General features: G+C 73.0%; 16 protein-coding genes. 7 read left to right on the top strand and 9 right to left on the bottom strand.

The genetic code is table 11. From position 1 onward, the window contains the following. Positions 1 to 78 precede the first annotated feature (78 nt). Positions 79 to 2,034, top strand: coding sequence for an endo-1,4-beta-xylanase (locus tag ACQPYE_RS23000; protein ID WP_498714361.1), 1,956 nt, complete (start codon positions 79 to 81; stop codon positions 2,032 to 2,034). 4 nt (positions 2,035 to 2,038) lie between these two features. Here ACQPYE_RS23000 and ACQPYE_RS22995 read toward each other — a convergent pair whose 3' ends face one another. Further along, a complete protein-coding gene (locus ACQPYE_RS22995; RefSeq protein WP_498714359.1) occupies positions 2,039 to 2,557 on the bottom strand; it encodes a hypothetical protein in 519 nt (172 codons plus the stop codon). Positions 2,558 to 2,745: 188 nt separating this feature from the next. Between ACQPYE_RS22995 and ACQPYE_RS22990 the strand changes: the two genes are divergently transcribed. Then, positions 2,746 to 3,333: a superoxide dismutase gene (locus tag ACQPYE_RS22990; RefSeq protein ID WP_498714357.1), complete on the top strand. Its 588-nt coding sequence runs from the start codon at positions 2,746 to 2,748 to the stop codon at positions 3,331 to 3,333. Between the two features lie 4 nt (positions 3,334 to 3,337). Here ACQPYE_RS22990 and ACQPYE_RS22985 read toward each other — a convergent pair whose 3' ends face one another. After that, positions 3,338 to 3,643, bottom strand: coding sequence for a GNAT family N-acetyltransferase (locus tag ACQPYE_RS22985; RefSeq protein WP_498714355.1), 306 nt, complete (start codon positions 3,641 to 3,643; stop codon positions 3,338 to 3,340). Positions 3,644 to 3,781: 138 nt separating this feature from the next. Between ACQPYE_RS22985 and ACQPYE_RS22980 the strand changes: the two genes are divergently transcribed. Continuing rightward, a complete protein-coding gene (locus ACQPYE_RS22980; RefSeq protein WP_498714354.1) occupies positions 3,782 to 4,402 on the top strand; it encodes a GNAT family N-acetyltransferase in 621 nt (206 codons plus the stop codon). Here ACQPYE_RS22980 and ACQPYE_RS22975 read toward each other — a convergent pair. The 5 genes from ACQPYE_RS22975 to ACQPYE_RS22955 all read right to left on the bottom strand — a co-directional run bounded on the left by ACQPYE_RS22975 (position 4,325) and on the right by ACQPYE_RS22955 (position 9,745). Next, positions 4,325 to 5,233, bottom strand: a complete 909-nt coding sequence (locus ACQPYE_RS22975) for a S1C family serine protease (protein ID WP_498714352.1) — start codon at positions 5,231 to 5,233, stop codon at positions 4,325 to 4,327. The genes ACQPYE_RS22980 and ACQPYE_RS22975 overlap by 78 nt on opposite strands. Positions 5,234 to 5,348: 115 nt before the next feature. Then, a complete protein-coding gene (locus ACQPYE_RS22970; RefSeq protein ID WP_498714350.1) occupies positions 5,349 to 6,566 on the bottom strand; it encodes an SGNH/GDSL hydrolase family protein in 1,218 nt (405 codons plus the stop codon). A gap of 224 nt (positions 6,567 to 6,790) precedes the next feature. Continuing rightward, positions 6,791 to 7,936: a glycosyltransferase gene (locus ACQPYE_RS22965; protein WP_498714349.1), complete on the bottom strand. Its 1,146-nt coding sequence runs from the start codon at positions 7,934 to 7,936 to the stop codon at positions 6,791 to 6,793. Between the two features lie 122 nt (positions 7,937 to 8,058). Further along, positions 8,059 to 9,204: a glycosyltransferase gene (locus tag ACQPYE_RS22960; protein WP_498714347.1), complete on the bottom strand. Its 1,146-nt coding sequence runs from the start codon at positions 9,202 to 9,204 to the stop codon at positions 8,059 to 8,061. Between the two features lie 49 nt (positions 9,205 to 9,253). Further along, positions 9,254 to 9,745 (bottom strand): MarR family winged helix-turn-helix transcriptional regulator, encoded by a 492-nt coding sequence (locus ACQPYE_RS22955; protein WP_498714345.1) that lies wholly within the window; start codon positions 9,743 to 9,745, stop codon positions 9,254 to 9,256. 74 nt (positions 9,746 to 9,819) lie between these two features. On the opposite strand from ACQPYE_RS22955, the gene ACQPYE_RS22950 reads away from it, so the two are divergent. The 4 genes from ACQPYE_RS22950 (at position 9,820) to ACQPYE_RS22935 (ending at position 15,990) form a co-directional block, all read left to right on the top strand. After that, positions 9,820 to 11,835 carry an MMPL family transporter gene (locus tag ACQPYE_RS22950; protein WP_498714343.1) on the top strand — a complete coding sequence of 672 codons (2,016 nt, stop codon included), beginning with the start codon at positions 9,820 to 9,822 and terminating at the stop codon, positions 11,833 to 11,835. A gap of 83 nt (positions 11,836 to 11,918) precedes the next feature. After that, complete coding sequence (locus ACQPYE_RS22945) at positions 11,919 to 12,656, top strand: SDR family oxidoreductase (protein ID WP_498714342.1); 738 nt, start codon at positions 11,919 to 11,921, stop codon at positions 12,654 to 12,656. Beyond that, positions 12,653 to 13,684: an RNA polymerase sigma factor SigJ gene (gene sigJ / locus ACQPYE_RS22940; RefSeq protein WP_498714340.1), complete on the top strand. Its 1,032-nt coding sequence runs from the start codon at positions 12,653 to 12,655 to the stop codon at positions 13,682 to 13,684. Before ACQPYE_RS22945 ends, sigJ begins: the two co-directional genes overlap by 4 nt. A 431-nt stretch (positions 13,685 to 14,115) precedes the next feature. Continuing rightward, positions 14,116 to 15,990 (top strand): pectate lyase-like domain-containing protein, encoded by a 1,875-nt coding sequence (locus tag ACQPYE_RS22935; protein WP_498714338.1) that lies wholly within the window; start codon positions 14,116 to 14,118, stop codon positions 15,988 to 15,990. 71 nt (positions 15,991 to 16,061) lie between these two features. Here ACQPYE_RS22935 and ilvD read toward each other — a convergent pair whose 3' ends face one another. Continuing rightward, a complete protein-coding gene (ilvD, locus tag ACQPYE_RS22930) occupies positions 16,062 to 17,759 on the bottom strand; it encodes a dihydroxy-acid dehydratase (protein ID WP_498714336.1) in 1,698 nt (565 codons plus the stop codon). A gap of 92 nt (positions 17,760 to 17,851) precedes the next feature. Further along, positions 17,852 to 18,613 (bottom strand): hypothetical protein, encoded by a 762-nt coding sequence (locus ACQPYE_RS22925; protein WP_498714334.1) that lies wholly within the window; start codon positions 18,611 to 18,613, stop codon positions 17,852 to 17,854. Positions 18,614 to 18,698: the final 85 nt, after the last annotated feature.

Here is an 18,698-nt window from a genome sequence, read left to right as displayed (position 1 = left end):
TCGGCGGGCCTGCCTATAGTCCGGGCGAGATGTTCTGGGAGCGCTCCCAGAACGCGTCCGACGGAAGAGGGATTCTCGATGAGGAGAGTTCTCGCCGGTGTGCTCGCGACCTCGGTCCTGGCCGGCCTGGTCACGTTGGCGGCACACGCGAGCCCCCGAGCAGCCGCCGACGAACCCGTGGTCGTCGTCTCCAGCACGTTCGACGACGGCACGGCCCAGGGCTGGACGTCCCGAGCCGGTGAAGTGGTCGCGCCGAGCACGGCGGTGGCGCACGGCGGCACGCACAGCCTCGTGGTCACCGGACGTGAGCAGTCCTGGCAGGGGCCCACGCTGAACCTGCTGGAGAAGGCGCAGAAGGGCATCCGGTACGACCTGTCGGTGTGGGTGCGCCTGGCGGCCGGCGAGGCCGCGACGCAGGCCCGGCTGTCCGTGGAACGGCGCACCGCGGGCACCCCGAGCTACGACCAGGTGGTGGGCGACACCGCGGTCACCGCCAACGGTTGGGTCAACCTGCGCGGCAGCTACACGGTGGCCGCCGACGTCGACTTCCTCGCCACCTACGTCGAGCTGAGCAGCGCCACGGCGTCCCTGCACATCGACGACTTCTCCCTCTCCCACACCCCGTTGCCGCCGGTCCAGACCGACATCCCGTCGGTGAAGGACGTGCTGGCCGACCACTTCGCCGTGGGCGCCGCCGTCGGGAACGCCGAGCTGCTCAACAACCACGGGCAACTGCTCGCCAAGCACTTCAACTCGATCACGCCGGGCAACACGCTGAAGTGGGACGCGACCGAGCCCGCCGAGGGCGCGTTCCGCTTCACCGACGCGGAGGCGTTGGTCGCCTGGGCGAAGGCCAACGGCGCGGCCGTGCGCGGGCACACGCTGGTGTGGCACCAGCAGACGCCGGCGTGGGTGTTCGAGGACGCGGCGGGCAACGACATGACCGCGACGCCCGAGAACAAGGCGTTGCTGCTGTCCCGCCTGGAAGCGCACATCCGCGGCGTCGTCGGCCACTTCGGCGACGACATCGGGGTGTGGGACGTGGTGAACGAGGTCATCGACGAGAACCAGGCCGACGGCCTGCGCCGCAGCAAGTGGTTCGAGATCACGGGGCTGGACTACCTGCGCACGGCGTTCCGGGTGGCCCGCGAGGTCGCGCCCGACGCCCAGCTGGTGATCAACGACTACAACACCAACGTCCCGTCGAAGCGCGACAAGCTCCACGACCTGGTCGTGCGGCTGCGGGCGGAGGGCGTGCCGATCGACGCGGTGGGCCACCAGATGCACGTCAACGTGCAGTGGCCGTCGTTGGCGGAGACCGAGGCGATGCTGGCCAAGTTCGTGCCGCTGGGCATCGACCAGCAGATCACCGAGATGGACGTCTCGATCTACACCGACAACAGCCAGTCCTACCCCACGCCGCCCGCCGACGTGCTGCTCACGCAGGCGTACCGGTACCGGGACTTCTTCGAGCTCTACAAGGAGTACTCGGCGAACATCAGCTCGGTGACGGTGTGGGGCCTGGCGGACGACAACACGTGGCTGGACAGCTTCCCGGTGACCCGCAAGGACCACCCGTTGCTGTTCGACACGCGGTTGCAGGCGAAGGACGCCTACTGGGGTGTGGTGGACCCGAGCCGGATCGGCGGGCCCACCACCACGACCACCACGACCACCACGACGACGACAACCACGACCACGACCACGGTGCCGCCGGCGACGTGCGCGGTCGCGTACACGGTCGGCAGCCAGTGGCAGGGCGGTTTCCAGGGCGAGGTCCGGGTTGCCAACCGGGGGACCGCGGCGATCAACGCGTGGACGCTGGCGTGGTCGTTCCCCGACGGTCAGCGGGTCACGCAGCTGTGGGGAGGCGTCCACACCCAGGACGGCTCGACGGTGACCGTGCGCAACGCGTCCTGGAACAGCGTGATCGCGCCGGGCGGCTCGGTGTCGTTCGGGTTCCTCGGCAGTTGGGCGGGGTCGAACGGCAAGCCGGCCGCGTTCACCCTGAACGGGGTGGCCTGCCAGAGCTGAGGCGTCAGTCGTCGGTGACCCGGTAGTAGCGGAGCGGGGTGTAGGCGTTCGCCGTCTGCGCCGTCCACTTCCGCTCCACGGGAGCCGCGCCGTCGGGGCCGGTCTGCTCGCGCACGACCGGCTCCGACTTCGCGTCGTCGGCCCAGCGCACGAACAGCGCCGCGTGGTAGGAGGTGGTGAGCGCGTCGCCGGGACGCAGGTCGGCGCGCGGGATCACGGTGGCCACGTCGCGGAGCGTGGCCGTGGTGCGGGAGTGCGTCAGGCCCCACGCCATCGAGACGTAGCCGGAGCAGTCGGTGCGGTAGCTGCCGTGCTCGTTGCGGTGGCAGGCCTGCTGGCTGTACGGCACCCGGGCGTCCAACCAGGACTGGGCCCGGGTCAGCGCCTCGCCGCGCGAGGTGACGCGGTCCGCTTCGGTCGTGCCGCACGCGATCAACGCGCCGGGATCGTCGGCGGCGTGCGCGGCCGGCGCCTGGAACGCCGCCGTGCACGCGAGCGCGGCGATCAGGGTGCGGGTGCTCATCGAACCCCCTCGGGTCGTGGTGCGCCGCCCGCTCGACGCGGCGGCGAAGTGGCACCACGAGGGTTTCCCCGCGTCCGGCGGACCAGCGCTGAACCACCCGGCCGAGTGGTCCGCCACGCCCGTCGTTTCGCCCGGAGCGGCGAGGGTAGTCGAGCGGTGATCACTGCGGACGCGTGGAGGGAACCGGTATGCGCATCGTCATCGCCTTGGCCGCGCTGTGCGTCGCGGTGGGGTGCGGCGGTGACCCGGGCACGGGGGACGCCAAGCCGTCCGAGGAGGAGGTGGGCAGCCGGGAGATCGGTGTGCTCGCCCCGGTCGAGGCCGCGGACGTGGCGTTCACCTACGACCCCGAGGCCGCGCCGCCGGGCGCGGAGCTGGAGCTGGAGGTGACCCGCGGCGACGGCACGACGACCGTGCGGCTGTCCGCCGACCTGCTCCAGCCCCACCGCGGCTACGCCGCCCACGCCCACACCGAACCGTGCGGCCGGAACGGCACCGACGCCGGTCCGCACTACCAGCACGAGGTCGACCCGGCGGCGACACCCGAGCGGCCGTCGGTCGACCCCGCCTACGCCAACCCGCACAACGAGATCTGGCTGGAGCTGACCACCGACGGCCAGGGCAACGGCGTGGCCGAGACCACCGTGCCGTTCGTGTTCGACGACCGCGCGCCGTCCTCGATCGTGCTGCACGAGCAGCCGACCACCGAGACCGGGCACGGCCGGGCGGGCAGCGCGGGCGCCCGGCTCGCCTGCTTCACCGCGCCGTTCCGCTGAGGGCTCAGTCCACGGCGGTGGTCTTCGGCGTGCGGTAGACGACGTCGACGTACTCGCGGTGCCGCTCGACGTAGCCCTTGATGAACGGGCACAGCGGCAGCACGGGCAGCCCCCACGCCCGCGCCTGGTCGAGCGCGGCACGGGCGAGGGCGCTGCCGACGCCCTTGCCCTCGAACGCCGGGTCGACCTCGGTGTGGGTGAACACGATCAGGTCGGGCGTGCGGATGTAGACCGCCTTGCCCGCCGCCGTGCCGTCGACCACGGCCGCGAAGTGCTTCTCCGCCGGAACGTCGTGTACCTCGATGACCATGCCGCGATCCTCGCACGGCCCCCGCTCGACGGCCGCCGGCACCAGCACCCGGTCTCCACCGCCCCATCTCCACCCGGCGCCGTCGGCCATCAGAGAAATCAGTGCACCCGCGCGGCGTCGATGGGGCAGGCTGTCGCGATGGGGTACTCGGTGCGCGACTACGTCGTCGGTGACGAGCCGTCGTGGCTGAGGTGTCGGGCGTTGTCGTTCCTGGGCACCGCGTTCCACGGCGACGTGGTCGCGGCGAAGCCGGCGGTGTCCGGCGCGGAGCTCGTGGCGGTGGACGGCGACGTGGTCGTCGGCATCCTCGACCTGGCGGTCGGCGGCGGGTCGGCCACCATCGAGGCGATCGCCGTCCACCCGGACCACCAGCACCGGGGGATCGGCGGCGCGCTGCTGTCGCGGGCCCGGGCTCGGGCCACCGCGCTCGGCGCGACCACGCTGGACGCCTGGACCAGGGACGACCCGCCGACCCTGCGCTGGTACCGCGCCATGGGCTTCGCCGAGAGCGACCACCACCCGCACGTGATCGCCGACCACCGCACGTCGCCCGACGAGCCGGCGCGCGCGGTGGGGGCGCGACCCGGCCCGCGCGTGGCGAAGGCGTTCCCGCACGTGGACGAGGCGCGGTCGCGGCGGGAGTTCGCGCGGGCGCACGTGTGCCGGCGGTTCGCGATGGCGTTACGTGGTGAGCTCGCTGGGCGTGGCGACGACGTCGACCATCGCGCCGTTGCGCAGGACGGTCACCGGCAGCGGTAGGCCGATGGCCTCGGCGAACAGCTGCCGCTGGATGCCCTGGGCGTCGCTGACCGGCGTGCGCGCCACGCTGAGCACCAGGTCGCCGTCGCGCAGGCCCGCCCGCTCGGCCGGGCCGCCGGGCACCACCTGCACCAGCCGCACGCCCGCGCGCTGCCCGGTGCGCTCGGCGACGGCGTCCGGCAGCGGCGCGGGCGCGCCGACCACGCCGAGGTAGGCCCGGCGCACCCGGCCCTCGACCATGAGGGTCGACAGGATGCGCCGGGTGGTGCTGTTCATGGGGATGGCCAGGCCGAGGCCGATGCCCGCCAACGCGGTGTTGATGCCGACCACCTCGCCCGCGGAGTTGGCCAGCGCGCCGCCGGAGTTGCCGGGGTTGAGCGCCGCGTCGGTCTGGATCACGTCCTCGATCACCCGTCCCGCCCGGCCGTTGCTCACCGGCACCGCGCGGCCCAGCGCGCTGACCACGCCGGCGGTCACCGAGCCGGCCAGGCCCAGCGGGTTGCCGACGGCGATGACGAGTTGGCCCACCTGGAGGTGGTCGGCGTTGCCGAACCTCGCCGCGCCGGGCGCGTCCGCCGACGCCTTGAGCACGGCGAGATCCGCGAGGGGGTCCGTGCCGACGACCGTGAACGGCGACTCGGCGCCGTCGGCGAACACCGCCGTGCCGTCCCGGCCGCCGCCGACGACGTGCGCGTTGGTCAGCAGGTAGCCGTCGTCGGTGAACACCACCGCCGACCCGGTGCCGCGCGCCATGCGCACGCTGGCCACGTGCGGCGTGACCGACTTCGCGACCGCGATCACGGCCTGCGAGTAGGCGTCCAGCGGATCCATCGGCGCCTCCGTCGCTCACCCGACTACGACCCATCGTGCTCTCGGGCGGGCCGTGCTGTCCGAGGCGTTCGCCGACAGCGGATTCGCCCCGGACGGCAGCGGTCCGGCGCGGGGGTCAGCGCCGCAGCAGCATCGCCAGGTCGACCGCGTTCGCCATGGCTTCCGTGCCCGCGTCGTTCGGGTGCAGGTGGTCGCCGCTGTCGTAGGCGGGGTCGAGCGTGGCCGGGTCGCCGGGCACGCCGGTCGCGGCGGCGAAGTCCACCACGCCGTCGAACTCGCCGGAGGTGCGGATCCAGTCGTTGAGCGCCCGCCAGGTCGCCTCGCGCTCCTCGGTCCAGATGAACGACCCCTTGAACGGCAGGATCGTGCCGCCGTAGACCTTCACGCCCTTGGCGCGGGCCTGCCCGATCACCTCGCGGTGCCCGGTGATCAGGTCCTCGGCCGACGCGCTGTAGCCGATGTCGTTGACCGCCTCCAGCAGGATCATCGCCTTGACACCGGTCTGCGACAGCACGTCCCGCCGCACCCGCGTCACGCCCGCCACGCCCCAGAACGGCTCGTCGCGGTCGGCGATGAGCCGGTTGCCGCCCAGGCCGGCGTTGACCACGGACAGCGTGCGGCCCTGGACCGCGGCCAGCCGCCTGGCCAGGAAGTCCGGCCAGCGGCGGTTGGCGTTGCCGGTGGTGTTGGCGGTGTCGGTGATCGAGTCGCCGAAGGCCACCACCGTGCCCGCGACCCGCCGCGCGGGCGCCACGTCGACGCCGTTGACGACCATCCAGCAGGGCGTGTCCTGGAACCCGCCCGACGGCGCGGCGGTCCGGTCGCCGGAGGCCAGGTAGTTGCCCTGCGCGGTGAACGGGTGGTTGGTCAGCGGTCCGGTGGCGTCCGGCACGTAGGCGCTCACCAGCAGCGTCGACAGCGCCTCGACGTCCAGCCGGACCGGGTCGCTGAAGAGCTCCCGGCCGGCCGGCACCGTCACGTCCCGCCTGCCCTTGAACGTCAGCGTGCGCAACGTGCCGGGCACCACCGCGTCGCCCGCCTGCTGCACGGCGACCGTCGCGCGGCCCACCCGCAGCGGCGTCGTGCCGAACGCGTTGGTCAGCCGCACCCGCACCGACTCGCCGCCGGCGCTGAGGAACACCACGTTGCGCACGGTCTGGTCCTGAAGCCCCGCACCCGCCGGGCAGTCGCTCCACGGGATCTCGCTGCCCACCACGGGACTCGCCGCCCAGCCGGCCACCCAGGGCCTGCCGTGCGCGGTCGCGGTCGACGGCAGCACCGCCGTCGCCACGAGCGCGGCTATCACGGCCAGTGTCCCCACGTGTCTTGCCATGAAGGTCTCCCAACGCCGGTCGTCTTTGATGGCGTCGCCGACCGTGGCAGTGGGCGGATTAACCGGTCAAGCAGATCACGACGAGCGGCGCGGTAGTTGCGATGAATGGCCGGACTTACGTGTTAAGCACTGGTGCGGGTGGTCGCACCGACGCGCCGCGCCGCCCGCAGCGGTCCCGCCCGACCGCGACCCCCGTGGTGGCGCGGCCAGGCGGGTGTCCGGTGTCAGACGTAGTCGGGCAGCGTGCGGGCCACGTCGTGCGGCGACGGCATGGCGGCCACCTCGTCGGCGATGGCCCGCGCCGCGCCGAGCACGGCCTCGTCGGTGAGCAGGCGCCGCGCCTTGGCCGTGATCGCCTCGGCGGTCACCTCCGCGCCGAGCAGCTGGTCGCCCAGCCCGGCCCCGGCCACCACCGCGGCGTTGCTGAACTGGTCGGCGCCCTGCGGCAGCACCAGTTGCGGCACGCCCGCGCCGAACGTGCCCATCGTCGTGCCACTGCCACCGTGGTGCACCACCAGGTCCACGTGCGGCAGCAGGTCGGCCTGCGGCACCCACGGGAGCACGACGACGTTGTCCGGCAGCTCGCCGAACCCGCCCACGTCGATCGTGGGTCCGGCGGCGACGAGCACCTTCGCGCCCACCGCGGCCAGACCGTCGATGGCGGTGCGCAGCACGCCCGCCTCGCCGAACGCCGTGCCCAACGTCAGGTACACGAGCGGTTCGCGGTGTTCGAGCACCCACGGCGGCAGCTCGCCGGGCTCGGCGAACGGCACCGGCCGCAACGGGATCCGGCGCGTCGGACCGGCCAGGAAAGCGGGGTTCTGCACCGACGGCGGGCAGATGTCGAGGTACGGGTTGCCCAGTCCCATGACGTCGTCCTCGGGGACTTCGACACCCAGGTCGGCGGCGACGCGGAGGAGGTGCTCGCGCGCGCTGCTCGCGAACTCGTCCGCCTCCCACGCCCGGCCGAACGAGTGGCACAGCCCGGGCACGCCCGCCACCTTCGCGGCCAGTCCCGCGCCGGGGTTGCCCAGCTCGTGCACCACCAGGTCGGGCTTGAGGTCGGCGAGGACCGGCGCGAGGTCGGCGGCGAAGGCGCGCGGCAGCACCGAGGTGAAGGCGGCCGCGACCCGATCGGGGTCGGCGTCCTGCGGCTTCCCCACGGGGGCGCCCTCGTTCGCGATCTCGAACGCCGCGCGCAGGTCCATGCCGCCCACGACGTGCTCGATGCCGTGCGAGGTCAGGGCGTTGGCGAACGCGGCGCCGGTGAAGTAGGTGACGTCGTGGCCCAGCTCGCGGGCGGCGATCGCCAGCGGCAGCAGGGGGTAGGTGTGTCCGTGTAAACCGAGGCTGGAGAAGAGGATTCGCACTGGTTCGAGCGTAGCGAGATTTTTCTACGTCGGGTGAATTTCGTCCGATTGGGGCTCTTCGCGCCGTGAGGTGAAGATCACCTCACGGCGACTCCTCCGCGCGGTCGCGCCGATACGGGGGGTCAGGCGTAGTCGGGCAGCACGCTCGCCACGTCGGCCGGCGACGGCATGGCGGCCACCTCGGCGGCCATCGCCCGCGTCACGTCGAGCACGGCGTCGTCGGCGAGCAGGCGGCGTGCCTTGTCGGCGATCACCTCGGCCGTCAGCTCCGCGCCGAGCACCCGGTCGCCCGCGCCCGCCTCGGTCACCATCGCGGCGTTGGCGAACTGGTCGGCGCCCTGCGGCAGGATCAGCTGGGGCACGCCGGCGCTGAACGTGCCCATCGTGGTGCCGGCGCCGCCGTGATGGACCACGAGGTCCGCGTACGGCAGCAGATCGCCCTGCGGCAGCCACTCCCGCACGACCACGTTGTCCGGCACGTCGCCCAGCTCGCCCACCCGCACCACCATGGCGGTGGACACGAGCACCTTCGCGTTCAGCGTGCGGAGGCCCTCGATGGCGGTGCGCAGCACGTCCACCGTGGCGAACGCCGTGCCCAGCGTCAGGTAGACCAGCGGCTCGCGGTGTTCGAGCACCCACGGCGGCAGCTCGCCGGGCTCGGCGAACGGCACCGGGCGCAACGGGATGCGGTCCGTCGCGGTGGCGAGGAAGTCCGGGTCCTGCACCGACGGCGGGCAGATGTCGAGGTACGGGTTGTCGAACCGCATGACGTCCCCGTCCGGCACGTCCGCGCCGTACTCCGCGGCGACCTCGGCCAGGTGCAGGCGGATGTCCTCCATGGGACCGCTGGGCCGCCAGTACCTGCCGAACGAGTGGCACACCGCGGGCACGTCGGTGACCTTCGCCGCGAGCGCCACGCCGACGTTGGCCACCTCGTGCACGACCAGGTCGGGCTTGCGGTCGACGATGATCGGCACCAGGTCCGCGACGTGCCTGCGCGCCAGGATCGAGCCGAACACCCTCGACACGCGCCTGGGGTCGAAGTCCTCCGCCTTGCGCGCCGCCGGGCTCGCGTTGCCGAGCTCGAACGCGTCGAGCATGTCCATCCCGCCCACGACGTGCTCGATGCCGCGTGCGGTCAGGGCCTCGGCGAACGTTCCCGTGGTCACGAAGGTGACGTCGTGCCCCTGCTCGCGGGCGGCGATGGCCAGCGGCACCAGCGGGAACGTGTGCCCGTGCGAGCCGAGGCTAGAGAAGAGGATCTCCACAGGCGAGAGTTTGTCGCTTTGCCGCCGGCGCGGTCGGGTTACCCGCGGGTCACTGCGGATCGGGGGAGGATGACTTCGGGCCGGGTGGCGGCGTCAGCCCCGCCCGCACCGCCACGGTCGCGTCGATGCTCGCGGTCAGGAAGCGGGCGATGACCTCCTTGTCCGCGTCGTCGAACTGCTGCCACGCACGGGTGAACGCCTCGTCGAGGGGCACGAAGAAGTCGCGGCCCAGACCCAGCGCCTTGGTCGAGGCGCGCAGCTCGACCTTGCGCCGGTCGTGCGGGCTGCGCGCGCGTTCGACGTGCCCGGACGCCTCCAGCCGGTCGAGCACGGACGTGGTCGCGGACGCGCTCAGGTGCAGGGCCTCGGCCAGCCGGGTCGGCGACATCGGCTCGCCGCCCCACCGCGCGTCCATGATCACCGCGAGTGCGTTGAGGTCCGTGCGGTGCATCCGCTGCTTCTCGCCGAAGATCTCCGCGAACCGGTCGGTTTCGACCGTGAGCTGCCGGAGCAACCTGACCAGGGCCGAGTGGTCGGCCATGCGCCCTCCAGTTACTATTTCGACGGCCGAACTATTGGATCGTCGAACTACATCGTCTCGGAGGTCATTGTCCCGTGGACGCGACCCGCTCCCGCACGCGCTGGTTGTTGCCCGCCCTCGTGGCGGTCGCGTGGTTGGCGCTCGGCGGGTTCTCCGGCCCGTTCGCGGGCAAGCTGAGCGAGGTCGCGGTCAACGACAGCACCGCGTTCCTGCCCTCGTCCGCCGAGGCCACGGAGGTGGCCGAGCGGATCAAGGCGTTCGGTGACGCGCGCGGCCTGCCCGCGGTCGTGGTGGCCGAACGCGCCTCCGGCCTCACCCCGGCCGACCGCGACTACCTGGCCGGTCGCGGGTTCCCGGGCGAGGCTTCGCCGGTGATCCCGTCGCCGCGCGACGACCAGGCCGCGCAGGTCGTCATCGCGGTGGACCCGGGCGACCCGGCCGGCGCGGTGGAGGACATCCGGGCGAAGCTGACCGACCCGCCCGAGGGGCTCACCGTGCTGGTGACGGGGCCCGCCGCGCAGGTCGCCGACCTGAAGGAGGCGTTCGGCGGCATCGACGGCCTGCTGCTCCTGGTCGCGGGCGCGGTGGTGGCGTTGATCCTCGTGCTGGTCTACCGCAGCCCGCTGCTGCCGCTCGTGGTGCTGCTGTCGGGCGTGTTCGCGCTCGGCGTGGCCAGCCTCGCGGTGTACCTGCTCGCGGACGGCGACGTGATCGACCTCAACGGCCAGAGCCAGGGCATCCTGTTCATCCTGGTGTTCGGCGCGGCCACGGACTACGCGCTGCTGCTGGTGTCCCGGTTCCGCGAGGAGCTGCGCGACACCGAGGACCGCTACCAGGCGATGCGGGTGGCCTGGCGGGCCACCGTCGAGCCGATCGCCGCGTCGGCGGGCACGGTCGTGCTCGGCGTCCTGTGCCTGCTGTTCAGCGACCTCAACTCGAACAAGGGCCTCGGTCCGGTGGCCGCGATCGGGATCGGCGCGGCGCTGCTGGCCTCGGTGACGTTCCTGCCCGCCGTGCTGGTGCTGCTGGGCCGGTCGGCGTTCTGGCCGTTGCGCCCGAAGCTCGGCTCGCCGCACCCCGAGGAGAGCGGGCTGTGGGCGCGGGTGGCCCGGATGATCTCCGCCCGGCCGCGGGCGACGTGGGTGCTGACCGCGCTGGTGCTGCTGGTGGGCGTGGCGTTCGTGCCGCAGCTCAAGGCGTCCGGCACGGCCCAGTCGGACGTGTTCCTCACCGACGTCGACTCGGTGGCCGGGCAGGAGGTGCTGTCCCGCCACTTCCCGGGCGGCAGCGGCGCGCCGACCGTCGTGCTGGCCCGTGCCGGGCAGGCGGAGGCGGTGGCCCGGGCGGCGGACGTCGACGGCGTGTCGGACGTGCGGCAGGCGGGTGAGGCGTCGGGGCTGGTGCGGCTCGACGTGGTGCTGGAGGACCCGGCCGACTCCGAGGCGGCGCTGGCGACCGTGCAACGGCTGCGCGACGCCGTGCGCGCGGTGCCGGACGCCGACGCCAAGGTCGGCGGGCCCACCGCCACCCAGCTGGACACGCAGACCACGTCCGAGCGCGACCGGCTGGTCATCATCCCGATCGTGCTGCTGGTGATCTTCCTGGTGCTGGCGCTGCTGCTGCGGTCGCTGCTCGCGCCGTTGCTGCTGATCGCCACGGTGGTGCTGTCGTTCGCCGCGACCATGGGCGTGGCGGCGCTGGTGTTCAACGGCGTCTTCGGCTTCCCGGGCGCCGACCCGGTGGTGCCGCTGTTCGGGTTCGTGTTCCTGGTGGCGCTGGGGATCGACTACAACATCTTCCTGATGACGCGGGTGCGCGAGGAGTCCGCCGGGCTGGGCACGCGGGCCGGTGTGCTGCGCGGGCTGACCATCACCGGCGGGGTGATCACGTCGGCGGGGGTGGTGCTGGCGGCGACGTTCTCGGCGTTGGCGGTGCTGCCGATCCTGTTCCTCGCGCAGATCGCGTTCATCGTGGCGTTCGGCGTGCTGCTGGACACGTTCGTGGTGCGGTCCCTGCTGGTGCCGGCGCTGGGCGTGGACGTGGGCAAGCGCATCTGGTGGCCGTCCCGGCTGGCCCGGGAGGGTGACTGACCCGGGTGGTGTCACAATCCGCGCCGGCCGGGTCGTCCTGTGTGTGACAGGGTTTTCCGGCGGGGTCACGAGGGCGGTTGACGATGAGGGTCGCGGTTGTCGGCGGTACGGGCGCGGTGGGGCGTCGGGTGGTCGAAGCGGTGACGGGGGCCGGGCACGAGCCGGTCGTGCTGAGCCGCTCCGACGGGGTCGACCTGCTGACCGGCGCCGGGCTCGACGCGGCGCTGGCGGGGTCCGAGGCGGTGGTCGACGTGTCGAACCCGGCGAACTGGCAGCGCCCGGACGAGGTGGAGCGGTTCTTCACCGAGGGCACCGGCCACCTGCTGGAGTCGGCGCGGAGGGCGGGCGCGCGGCACGTGGTGGTGCTGTCGATCGTGGGCTCGGACGTGGTCGACCTCGACTACTACCTGGGCAAACGGCGTCAGGAGGCGCTGGTGGCGGCCGGGTCGGTGCCGTGGACGGTGCTGCGGGCCACGCAGTTCTTCGAGTTCGCCTCGCAGGTGCTGGCGGGCGCGACGGGACCGGCGGCGCAGGTGCCGCCGATGCTGTCGCAGCCGGTGTCGACCTCCGACGTGGCGGCGCGGCTGGTGGAGCTGGCGGTGGGTGAGCCGCAGGGGCTGGCCGTGCCGATCGCGGGGCCGGAGCGGATCCGGGTGGTCGACATGGCGCGGCGGCTCGTGGCGCGGCGGGGTGACGCGCTGCGCGTCGAGGAGGCGGCGGAGGGCCCGGCCGGGCTGTCCACCGGCGCGCTGTGCCCGCAGGGCGAGTACGTCGAGGGCAAGGGGACGTTCGCCGAGTACCTGGACGCGGTGCGCCCGTGACCGACCGCGCCACCGGATCCGCCACCGCACCCCCGGACGGACCCGCGGACGGACCCGCGGACGGACCCGCCGACTCCCGCGCCGAGGACCGGCTCGCCGAGCTGGCCGCCGAGTACACCCGCCTCCGGCCCCGGCTGGTCGGGGTCGCGTACTCGCTGGTCGGCACCGTGGCCGAGGCGCAGGACGTGGTGTCCGACTGCTGGTTGCGGCTGACCGCAGCCGACGCGCGGGAGACCGTGCGCGACGTCGAGGCGTGGTCGGTGGTGGCGGTGGCGCGGCGCGCGGTGGACGTGCTGCGGTCGGCGCGGGTGCGGCGGGAGGAGTACGTCGGCCCCTGGCTGCCCGAACCGCTCGTGGACGTCGTCGCCGAGGACCCGGCGGACCGGGTGACGCTGGACGACACGGTGAGCTTCGCGCTCATGGTCGTGCTGGAGACGCTGACCCCGGCCGAACGCACCACGTGGGTGCTGCACGAGGTGTTCGGCGTGCCGTTCCCGGAGATCGCGGCCGTCGTCGGCCGCAGCCCGGCCGCCGTGCGGCAGCTGGCCGTGCGGGCACGGGCGCACGTCGCGGCGGGCGCGCCCCGGGTCGACGTCGGCGCCGCCGAACACCGCCGCGCCGTCGACGCGTTCCTGCGCGCCGTCGGCCACGGCGACCTGGGCGGCCTGCTGTCCGTGCTCGACCCGGACGTCGTGCTGACCAGCGACGGGGGCGGCCTGCACGGTGTAGCCCGCCGACCGGTGTCCGGCGCGGACCGGGTGGCCCGGTTCCTGGTCGGCGTGCGCCGCAAGATGGCCGCCGACGAGCGCGTCGCGCCGCTGACCGTGAACGGCGGCCCGGGTTTCGCCGTGCTGGCCGGCGGGACCACCAGGTTCGTCTGCTCCCTCACCCTCCACGGGGGACGGGTCAGGCGGGTGGACCTGGTGGTCGCGCCGGACAAGCTGCCCCGGTGGTCGGGCCTGCCGGCACGCACGCCCCAGGGCGTCGGCCGGAGCACGAGGGTGACGAAGCCGAGCACGCCGCGGTAGCCGTTGAGCCGGCTGTCGCGGTGTGCGGCGGAGGTGGCCAGGACCTGGTCGTGGTCCGGGTGGTCGGGGGTGGTCCAGCGCCCACGCGGACAGCGAGCCGGTCCAGCTCCACTCGTACTCGTCCCACTCGGCGAGCGTGGCCGTGCACGGGCGTCCAGCCGTCGGCGACCACGCGGGCGAGCGCGGGCAGCAGCTCGCCGAAGGCGTAGGCCGCCCCGACGCCGGCGTTCCACGATGAGTGACCAACACACCGCGCAGGGGATCCGCCTCCGGGTTTCCCGGTCGTACCGGGACGAATTCGTGGTGATCGGGCATGGCGCGGGAGCGGATCGTGAAGTAGAAATAGCCAACTCCACACCGCCCACGCCTGATTTCCCCGCATGTGAGAGAGCGCTCTCACGTTGGGGATCGGCGTCACTACCCCCAGAGGCATGTCAATGACGATCATGCGCCACGCCAGACGTGAGAGCGCTCCCGCGAGAGTGCGCCGGGTGCTCGTGCTCGGCCTCGCCCTGGCCGCCGCCACGACGGCCGCGGCACCGGCCGTGAACGCCGACCCGCCCCGGCGCACGCAGGACCTCGGCGTGAACGTGAAGGTGTTCGACCCGTCCACGCCGGTCGCCGAGATCCAGGCCGCGCTCGACGCCACGCACGCCGCCCAGGTCGACAACGAGATGGGCGCGCAGCGCTACGCCTACCTGTTCAAGCCGGGCCACTACGGCACGGCCGAGCAGCCGTTGCAGATCAAGCTCGGCTACTACACCGAGATCGCGGGCCTGGGCGCCTCGCCGACCGACGTCGTGATCAACGGCAAGGTCGAGGTCTACAACCGCTGCCTCGCCGACGGCGGCGCCGGCAACTGCCTGGCCCTGGTCAACTTCTGGCGCACGCTCGGCAACCTGACGATCAACATCGACGGCGCGGGCCAGGACGGCTGCCGGGCCGGCGCCAACTTCTGGGCCGTGTCCCAGGCGGTGTCGCTGCGCCGGCTCAACGTCACCAGCGGCACGTTCACGCTGATGGACTACTGCACCGCCGGCCCGCAGTACGCCAGCGGCGGCTTCATCGCCGACTCCCGGCTGCCCGCCGTCGTCAACGGCTCGCAGCAGCAGTGGCTGACCCGCAACAGCGAGCTCGGCAGCTGGTCGAACGGCGTGTGGAACCAGGTGTTCTCCGGTGTCGCGGGCGCTCCCGACGACGCGGCGTTCCCGAACCCGCCCTACACCACGCTCGACACCACGCCGCTGAGCCGCGAGAAGCCGTACCTGTTCGTCGACGACAAGGGTCGCTACCAGGTCCGCGTCCCGGCCGCCAAGCGGAACACCAGCGGCGTGTCGTGGGCGAACGGCCTGACGCCGGGCCGCACGATCCCGCTGTCGGAGTTCTTCGTCGCCAAGCCCGGCGACTCGGCGCGCGACATCAACAACCAGCTCGCGCGCGGCAAGCACCTGCTGTTCACGCCGGGCGTCTACGACATCGCCCGCAGCATCGAGGTCAAGCGGCCCGACACCGTGGTGCTCGGCCTCGGGCACGCCACGCTGACCGCCGTGAACGGCTCGGTCCCGCTCGACGTGGCGGACGTGCCGGGCGTCGTCATCGCCGGTGTCACGATCGACGCGGGCACCGAGCTCTCGCCGGTGCTGCTGCGCGTGGGCAAGAAGCACGGCAACCGACCGGCCGACCCGGCCAACCCGACCACGCTGTCGGACGTGTACTTCCGCGTCGGCGGGCCGCACGTCGGCAAGGTCGACACCGCGCTGGAGGTCAACAGCGACCACGTGCTCATCGACCACACGTGGGTGTGGCGGGCCGACCACGGCGTGGAGGGCTTCACCGACACGCAGCGCTGGAACACCAACACCGGGCTCACCGGCGTGGTCGTCAACGGCGACGACGTGACCGCGACCGGCCTGTTCGTCGAGCACTTCCAGCGGCACAACACCGTCTGGAACGGCGAGCGCGGCACCGTCGTGCTCTACCAGAACGAGCTGCCCTACGACCCGCCGACGCAGGCCGACTGGATGAAGGGCGAGGTCGAGGGCTGGGCCGGCTACAAGGTCGGCGACCGCGTGCGCGAGCACACCCTGCACGGCGCGGGCGTGTACGTGTTCAACCAGAACAACCCGACGATCCACACCGAGAACGGCTTCGAGGTCCCGGTGACGCCGGGCGTGAAGCTGCACCACATCATGACGGTCAACCTCAGCGCCGGCGTGATCGACCACGTCGTCAACGGCGTGGGCGGCCCGGCGGACATGACGAACACCGGCGCGCCGGTGTACGTCGCGGAGTACCCGGCACCGTGAGACCAGGACGGCGCCCGACCTCGGCCGCGAGGTCGGGCGCCGTCCGCTGTGCCGGCTACCCGTCGTGTCGGCTACCCGCAGACCGCGCCGGCGGAGGCGGAGCCGACGAGCTTGGCGTACTTCGCCAGCACGCCGCGCTGGTAGCGCGCGGGCAGCGGCGCCCAGCCCTCACGGCGGGAAGCCAGTTCGGTCGCGTCCAGGTCGACGTCCAGCGTGCCGTTGGCGACGTCGAGCGTGATCCGGTCGCCGTCGCGGATGAACGCGATGGGACCGCCGTCCGCCGCTTCCGGCGCGACGTGGCCGACGCACAGGCCGGTCGTGCCGCCGGAGAACCGGCCGTCGGTGAGCAGCAGGACGTCCTTGCCCAGCCCGGCGCCCTTGATCGCGGCGGTGATGGCGAGCATCTCGCGCATGCCCGGCCCGCCCTTGGGGCCTTCGTAGCGGATGACGACCACGTCGCCGGCGGTGATCGTGCCGTCCTCCAGCGCGTCCATGGCCGTGCGCTCGCGGTCGAAGACGCGGGCGGTGCCGGTGAACACATCGGAGTCGAACCCGGCGGACTTGACCACCGCGCCGTCGGGCGCGAGCGAGCCGCGCAGGATCGTGATGCCGCCGGTGCGGTGGATCGGCTCGTTCATCGCGCGCAGCACCGTGCCGTCGGGGTCCGGGGGCGCGATGTCGGCCAGGTTCTCGGCGACCGTGCGGCCGGTGACGGTCAGGCAGTCGCCGTGCAGCAGGCCCGCGTCCAGCAGCGCCTTCATCACCACGGGCACGCCGCCGATGCGGTCGACGTCGGTCATCACGTGCCTGCCGAACGGCTTGACGTCGGCCAGGTGCGGCACCCGCGCGCCGATCCGGGTGAAGTCGTCCAGGCTCAGCTCCACCTCGGCCTCGTGCGCGATGGCCAGCAGGTGCAGCACGGCGTTGGTCGACCCGCCGAACGCCATCACCACGGCGATCGCGTTCTCGAACGCCTCGCGGGTCATGATCTGCCGCGCGGTGATGCCCTTGCGCAGCATCCCGACCACGGCCTCACCGGACTTGCGGGCGAACCCGTCGCGCCGCCGGTCCGTGGCGGGCGGCGCGGCGCTGCCCGGCAGCGACATGCCCAGCGCCTCGGCCGCGCTCGCCATCGTGTTCGCCGTGTACATGCCGCCGCACGCGCCCTCACCGGGGCAGATGGCGCGTTCGATGAGGTCGACGTCCTCGCGGCTCATCAGGCCGCGGGCGCACGCCCCGACGGCCTCGAACGCGTCGATGATCGTGACCTCGCGCTCGGTGCCGTCGGTCAGGGTGACCCGGCCGGGCAGGATGGAGCCCGCGTAGAGGAAGACGCTGGCCAGGTCGAGCCGCGCGGCGGCCATGAGCATGCCCGGGAGCGACTTGTCGCAGCCCGCGAGCAGCACCGAACCGTCCAGCCGCTCGGCCTGCATGACCGTCTCCACGCTGTCCGCGATGACCTCGCGCGAGACCAGGGAGAAGTGCATGCCCTCGTGGCCCATCGAGATGCCGTCGGACACCGAGATGGTGCCGAACTCGAGCGGGTAACCGCCCGCCGCGTGCACGCCGTCCTTGCTCGCCTTCGCGAGCCGGTCCAGCGGCAGGTTGCACGGCGTGATCTCGTTCCACGACGAGGCGACACCGATCTGGGGCTTGACCCAGTCGTCGTCACCCATCCCGACCGCCCGCAGCATCCCGCGCGCGGCGGTCCTCTCCAGGCCGTCGGTGACGTCGCGACTGCGCGGCTTGATGTCCGGGGTTTCGTTCATGCACGAAACCTAACGTCCCGGCCCGGGCGTCGCACCGGCGACCGGCCATCGTCCGACCGGGAAGCTCCGCCACCGCCGGCGGCGGGTGGCCGTCAGAGTTCGGTGTAGCTCTTCAACCCCACCAGCGTGGTGAGCCTCATCGAGTTCGAGCCGGCGGGGGAGGGCAGGCCGAACCGCCTGTCCACCAAGCGGTCCAGGTTGCCGCAGCCGTGCGCGGCGGGCACGGCGAACGTGGTGTCCTCGATGGTGAACCGCAGCACCGGCGGATCGGCGGAGATCCGGTCCGGGCCGCTGGTCCGGACGGGTCGGAACACGAGCGGGTCCGAGTCGTCGCCGATCGCGCACGTGTCGGGCAGCAGGCCGGTGAGCACGCGGAGCTTCAGGTGCTGCACGCCCATCCGGTCGCCGTCGGAGAGGAAGTCGGCGAACCCCGCGTACTCGACGCGCAGGTCCGCGCGCAGCGCCGGGTGGTGCCGGGGAACGCCGAGCAGCCCGCCCGGCACGCGGGTCGGCTCGGCCCGCAGCGCGCCGAAGACCTGGGCGAACCGCCCGTCCGACCGCCCCTCCGCGAACGTCAGCCGCATCGCGCCGGTGCTCTGCTCGCCGAGGCGGCCGAACGCGATGGTGCCGCTGGACACCAGCACCTCGCAGCGCCACTGCGCGGGGTCCGCGCCGGCGGGGATCGCGGGGCAGTCGGCGAAGTCGAACGTCGGCACCGGCGCTGGCTGCGCGGCGGCCTGTCCGGGAACCGCCGCGGGTTGTGCGGCGGCCTGCCCCGGAACCGCCGCGGCCGACCCGATCAACGCCGTGCTCGCCAGTGCCGCGACGGCGGCGCGTCGGAAGGTCTTCGTCATGCCGCCGAGCCTGCCGCCCCGCGCCGCGTCCATGATCCGGCGGATCCCCGGTATCACCCCGGAGACGACCCCGGGGCGTGAGCAG

Source organism: Actinosynnema sp. CA-299493, from assembly GCF_050946825.1.
In the GTDB taxonomy this organism is placed as follows: Bacteria; Actinomycetota; Actinomycetes; order Mycobacteriales; family Pseudonocardiaceae; genus Actinosynnema.
This window is presented reverse-complemented; position numbering and strand designations above follow the sequence as displayed.

Coding starts and splice junctions, on each gene's coding strand:
- ACQPYE_RS22985 (WP_498714355.1), bottom strand. CDS start 3,643: ATGGTCATCGAGGTACACGACGTTCCGGCGGAGAAGCACTTCGCGGCC.
- ACQPYE_RS22975 (WP_498714352.1), bottom strand. CDS start 5,233: ATGGATCCGCTGGACGCCTACTCGCAGGCCGTGATCGCGGTCGCGAAG.
- ACQPYE_RS22995 (WP_498714359.1), bottom strand. CDS start 2,557: ATGAGCACCCGCACCCTGATCGCCGCGCTCGCGTGCACGGCGGCGTTC.
- ACQPYE_RS22945 (WP_498714342.1), top strand. CDS start 11,919: ATGAGGGTCGCGGTTGTCGGCGGTACGGGCGCGGTGGGGCGTCGGGTG.
- ilvD (WP_498714336.1), bottom strand. CDS start 17,759: ATGAACGAAACCCCGGACATCAAGCCGCGCAGTCGCGACGTCACCGAC.
- ACQPYE_RS22925 (WP_498714334.1), bottom strand. CDS start 18,613: ATGACGAAGACCTTCCGACGCGCCGCCGTCGCGGCACTGGCGAGCACG.
- ACQPYE_RS22990 (WP_498714357.1), top strand. CDS start 2,746: ATGCGCATCGTCATCGCCTTGGCCGCGCTGTGCGTCGCGGTGGGGTGC.
- ACQPYE_RS22955 (WP_498714345.1), bottom strand. CDS start 9,745: ATGGCCGACCACTCGGCCCTGGTCAGGTTGCTCCGGCAGCTCACGGTC.
- ACQPYE_RS22935 (WP_498714338.1), top strand. CDS start 14,116: ATGTCAATGACGATCATGCGCCACGCCAGACGTGAGAGCGCTCCCGCG.
- ACQPYE_RS22980 (WP_498714354.1), top strand. CDS start 3,782: ATGGGGTACTCGGTGCGCGACTACGTCGTCGGTGACGAGCCGTCGTGG.
- ACQPYE_RS23000 (WP_498714361.1), top strand. CDS start 79: ATGAGGAGAGTTCTCGCCGGTGTGCTCGCGACCTCGGTCCTGGCCGGC.
- ACQPYE_RS22970 (WP_498714350.1), bottom strand. CDS start 6,566: ATGGCAAGACACGTGGGGACACTGGCCGTGATAGCCGCGCTCGTGGCG.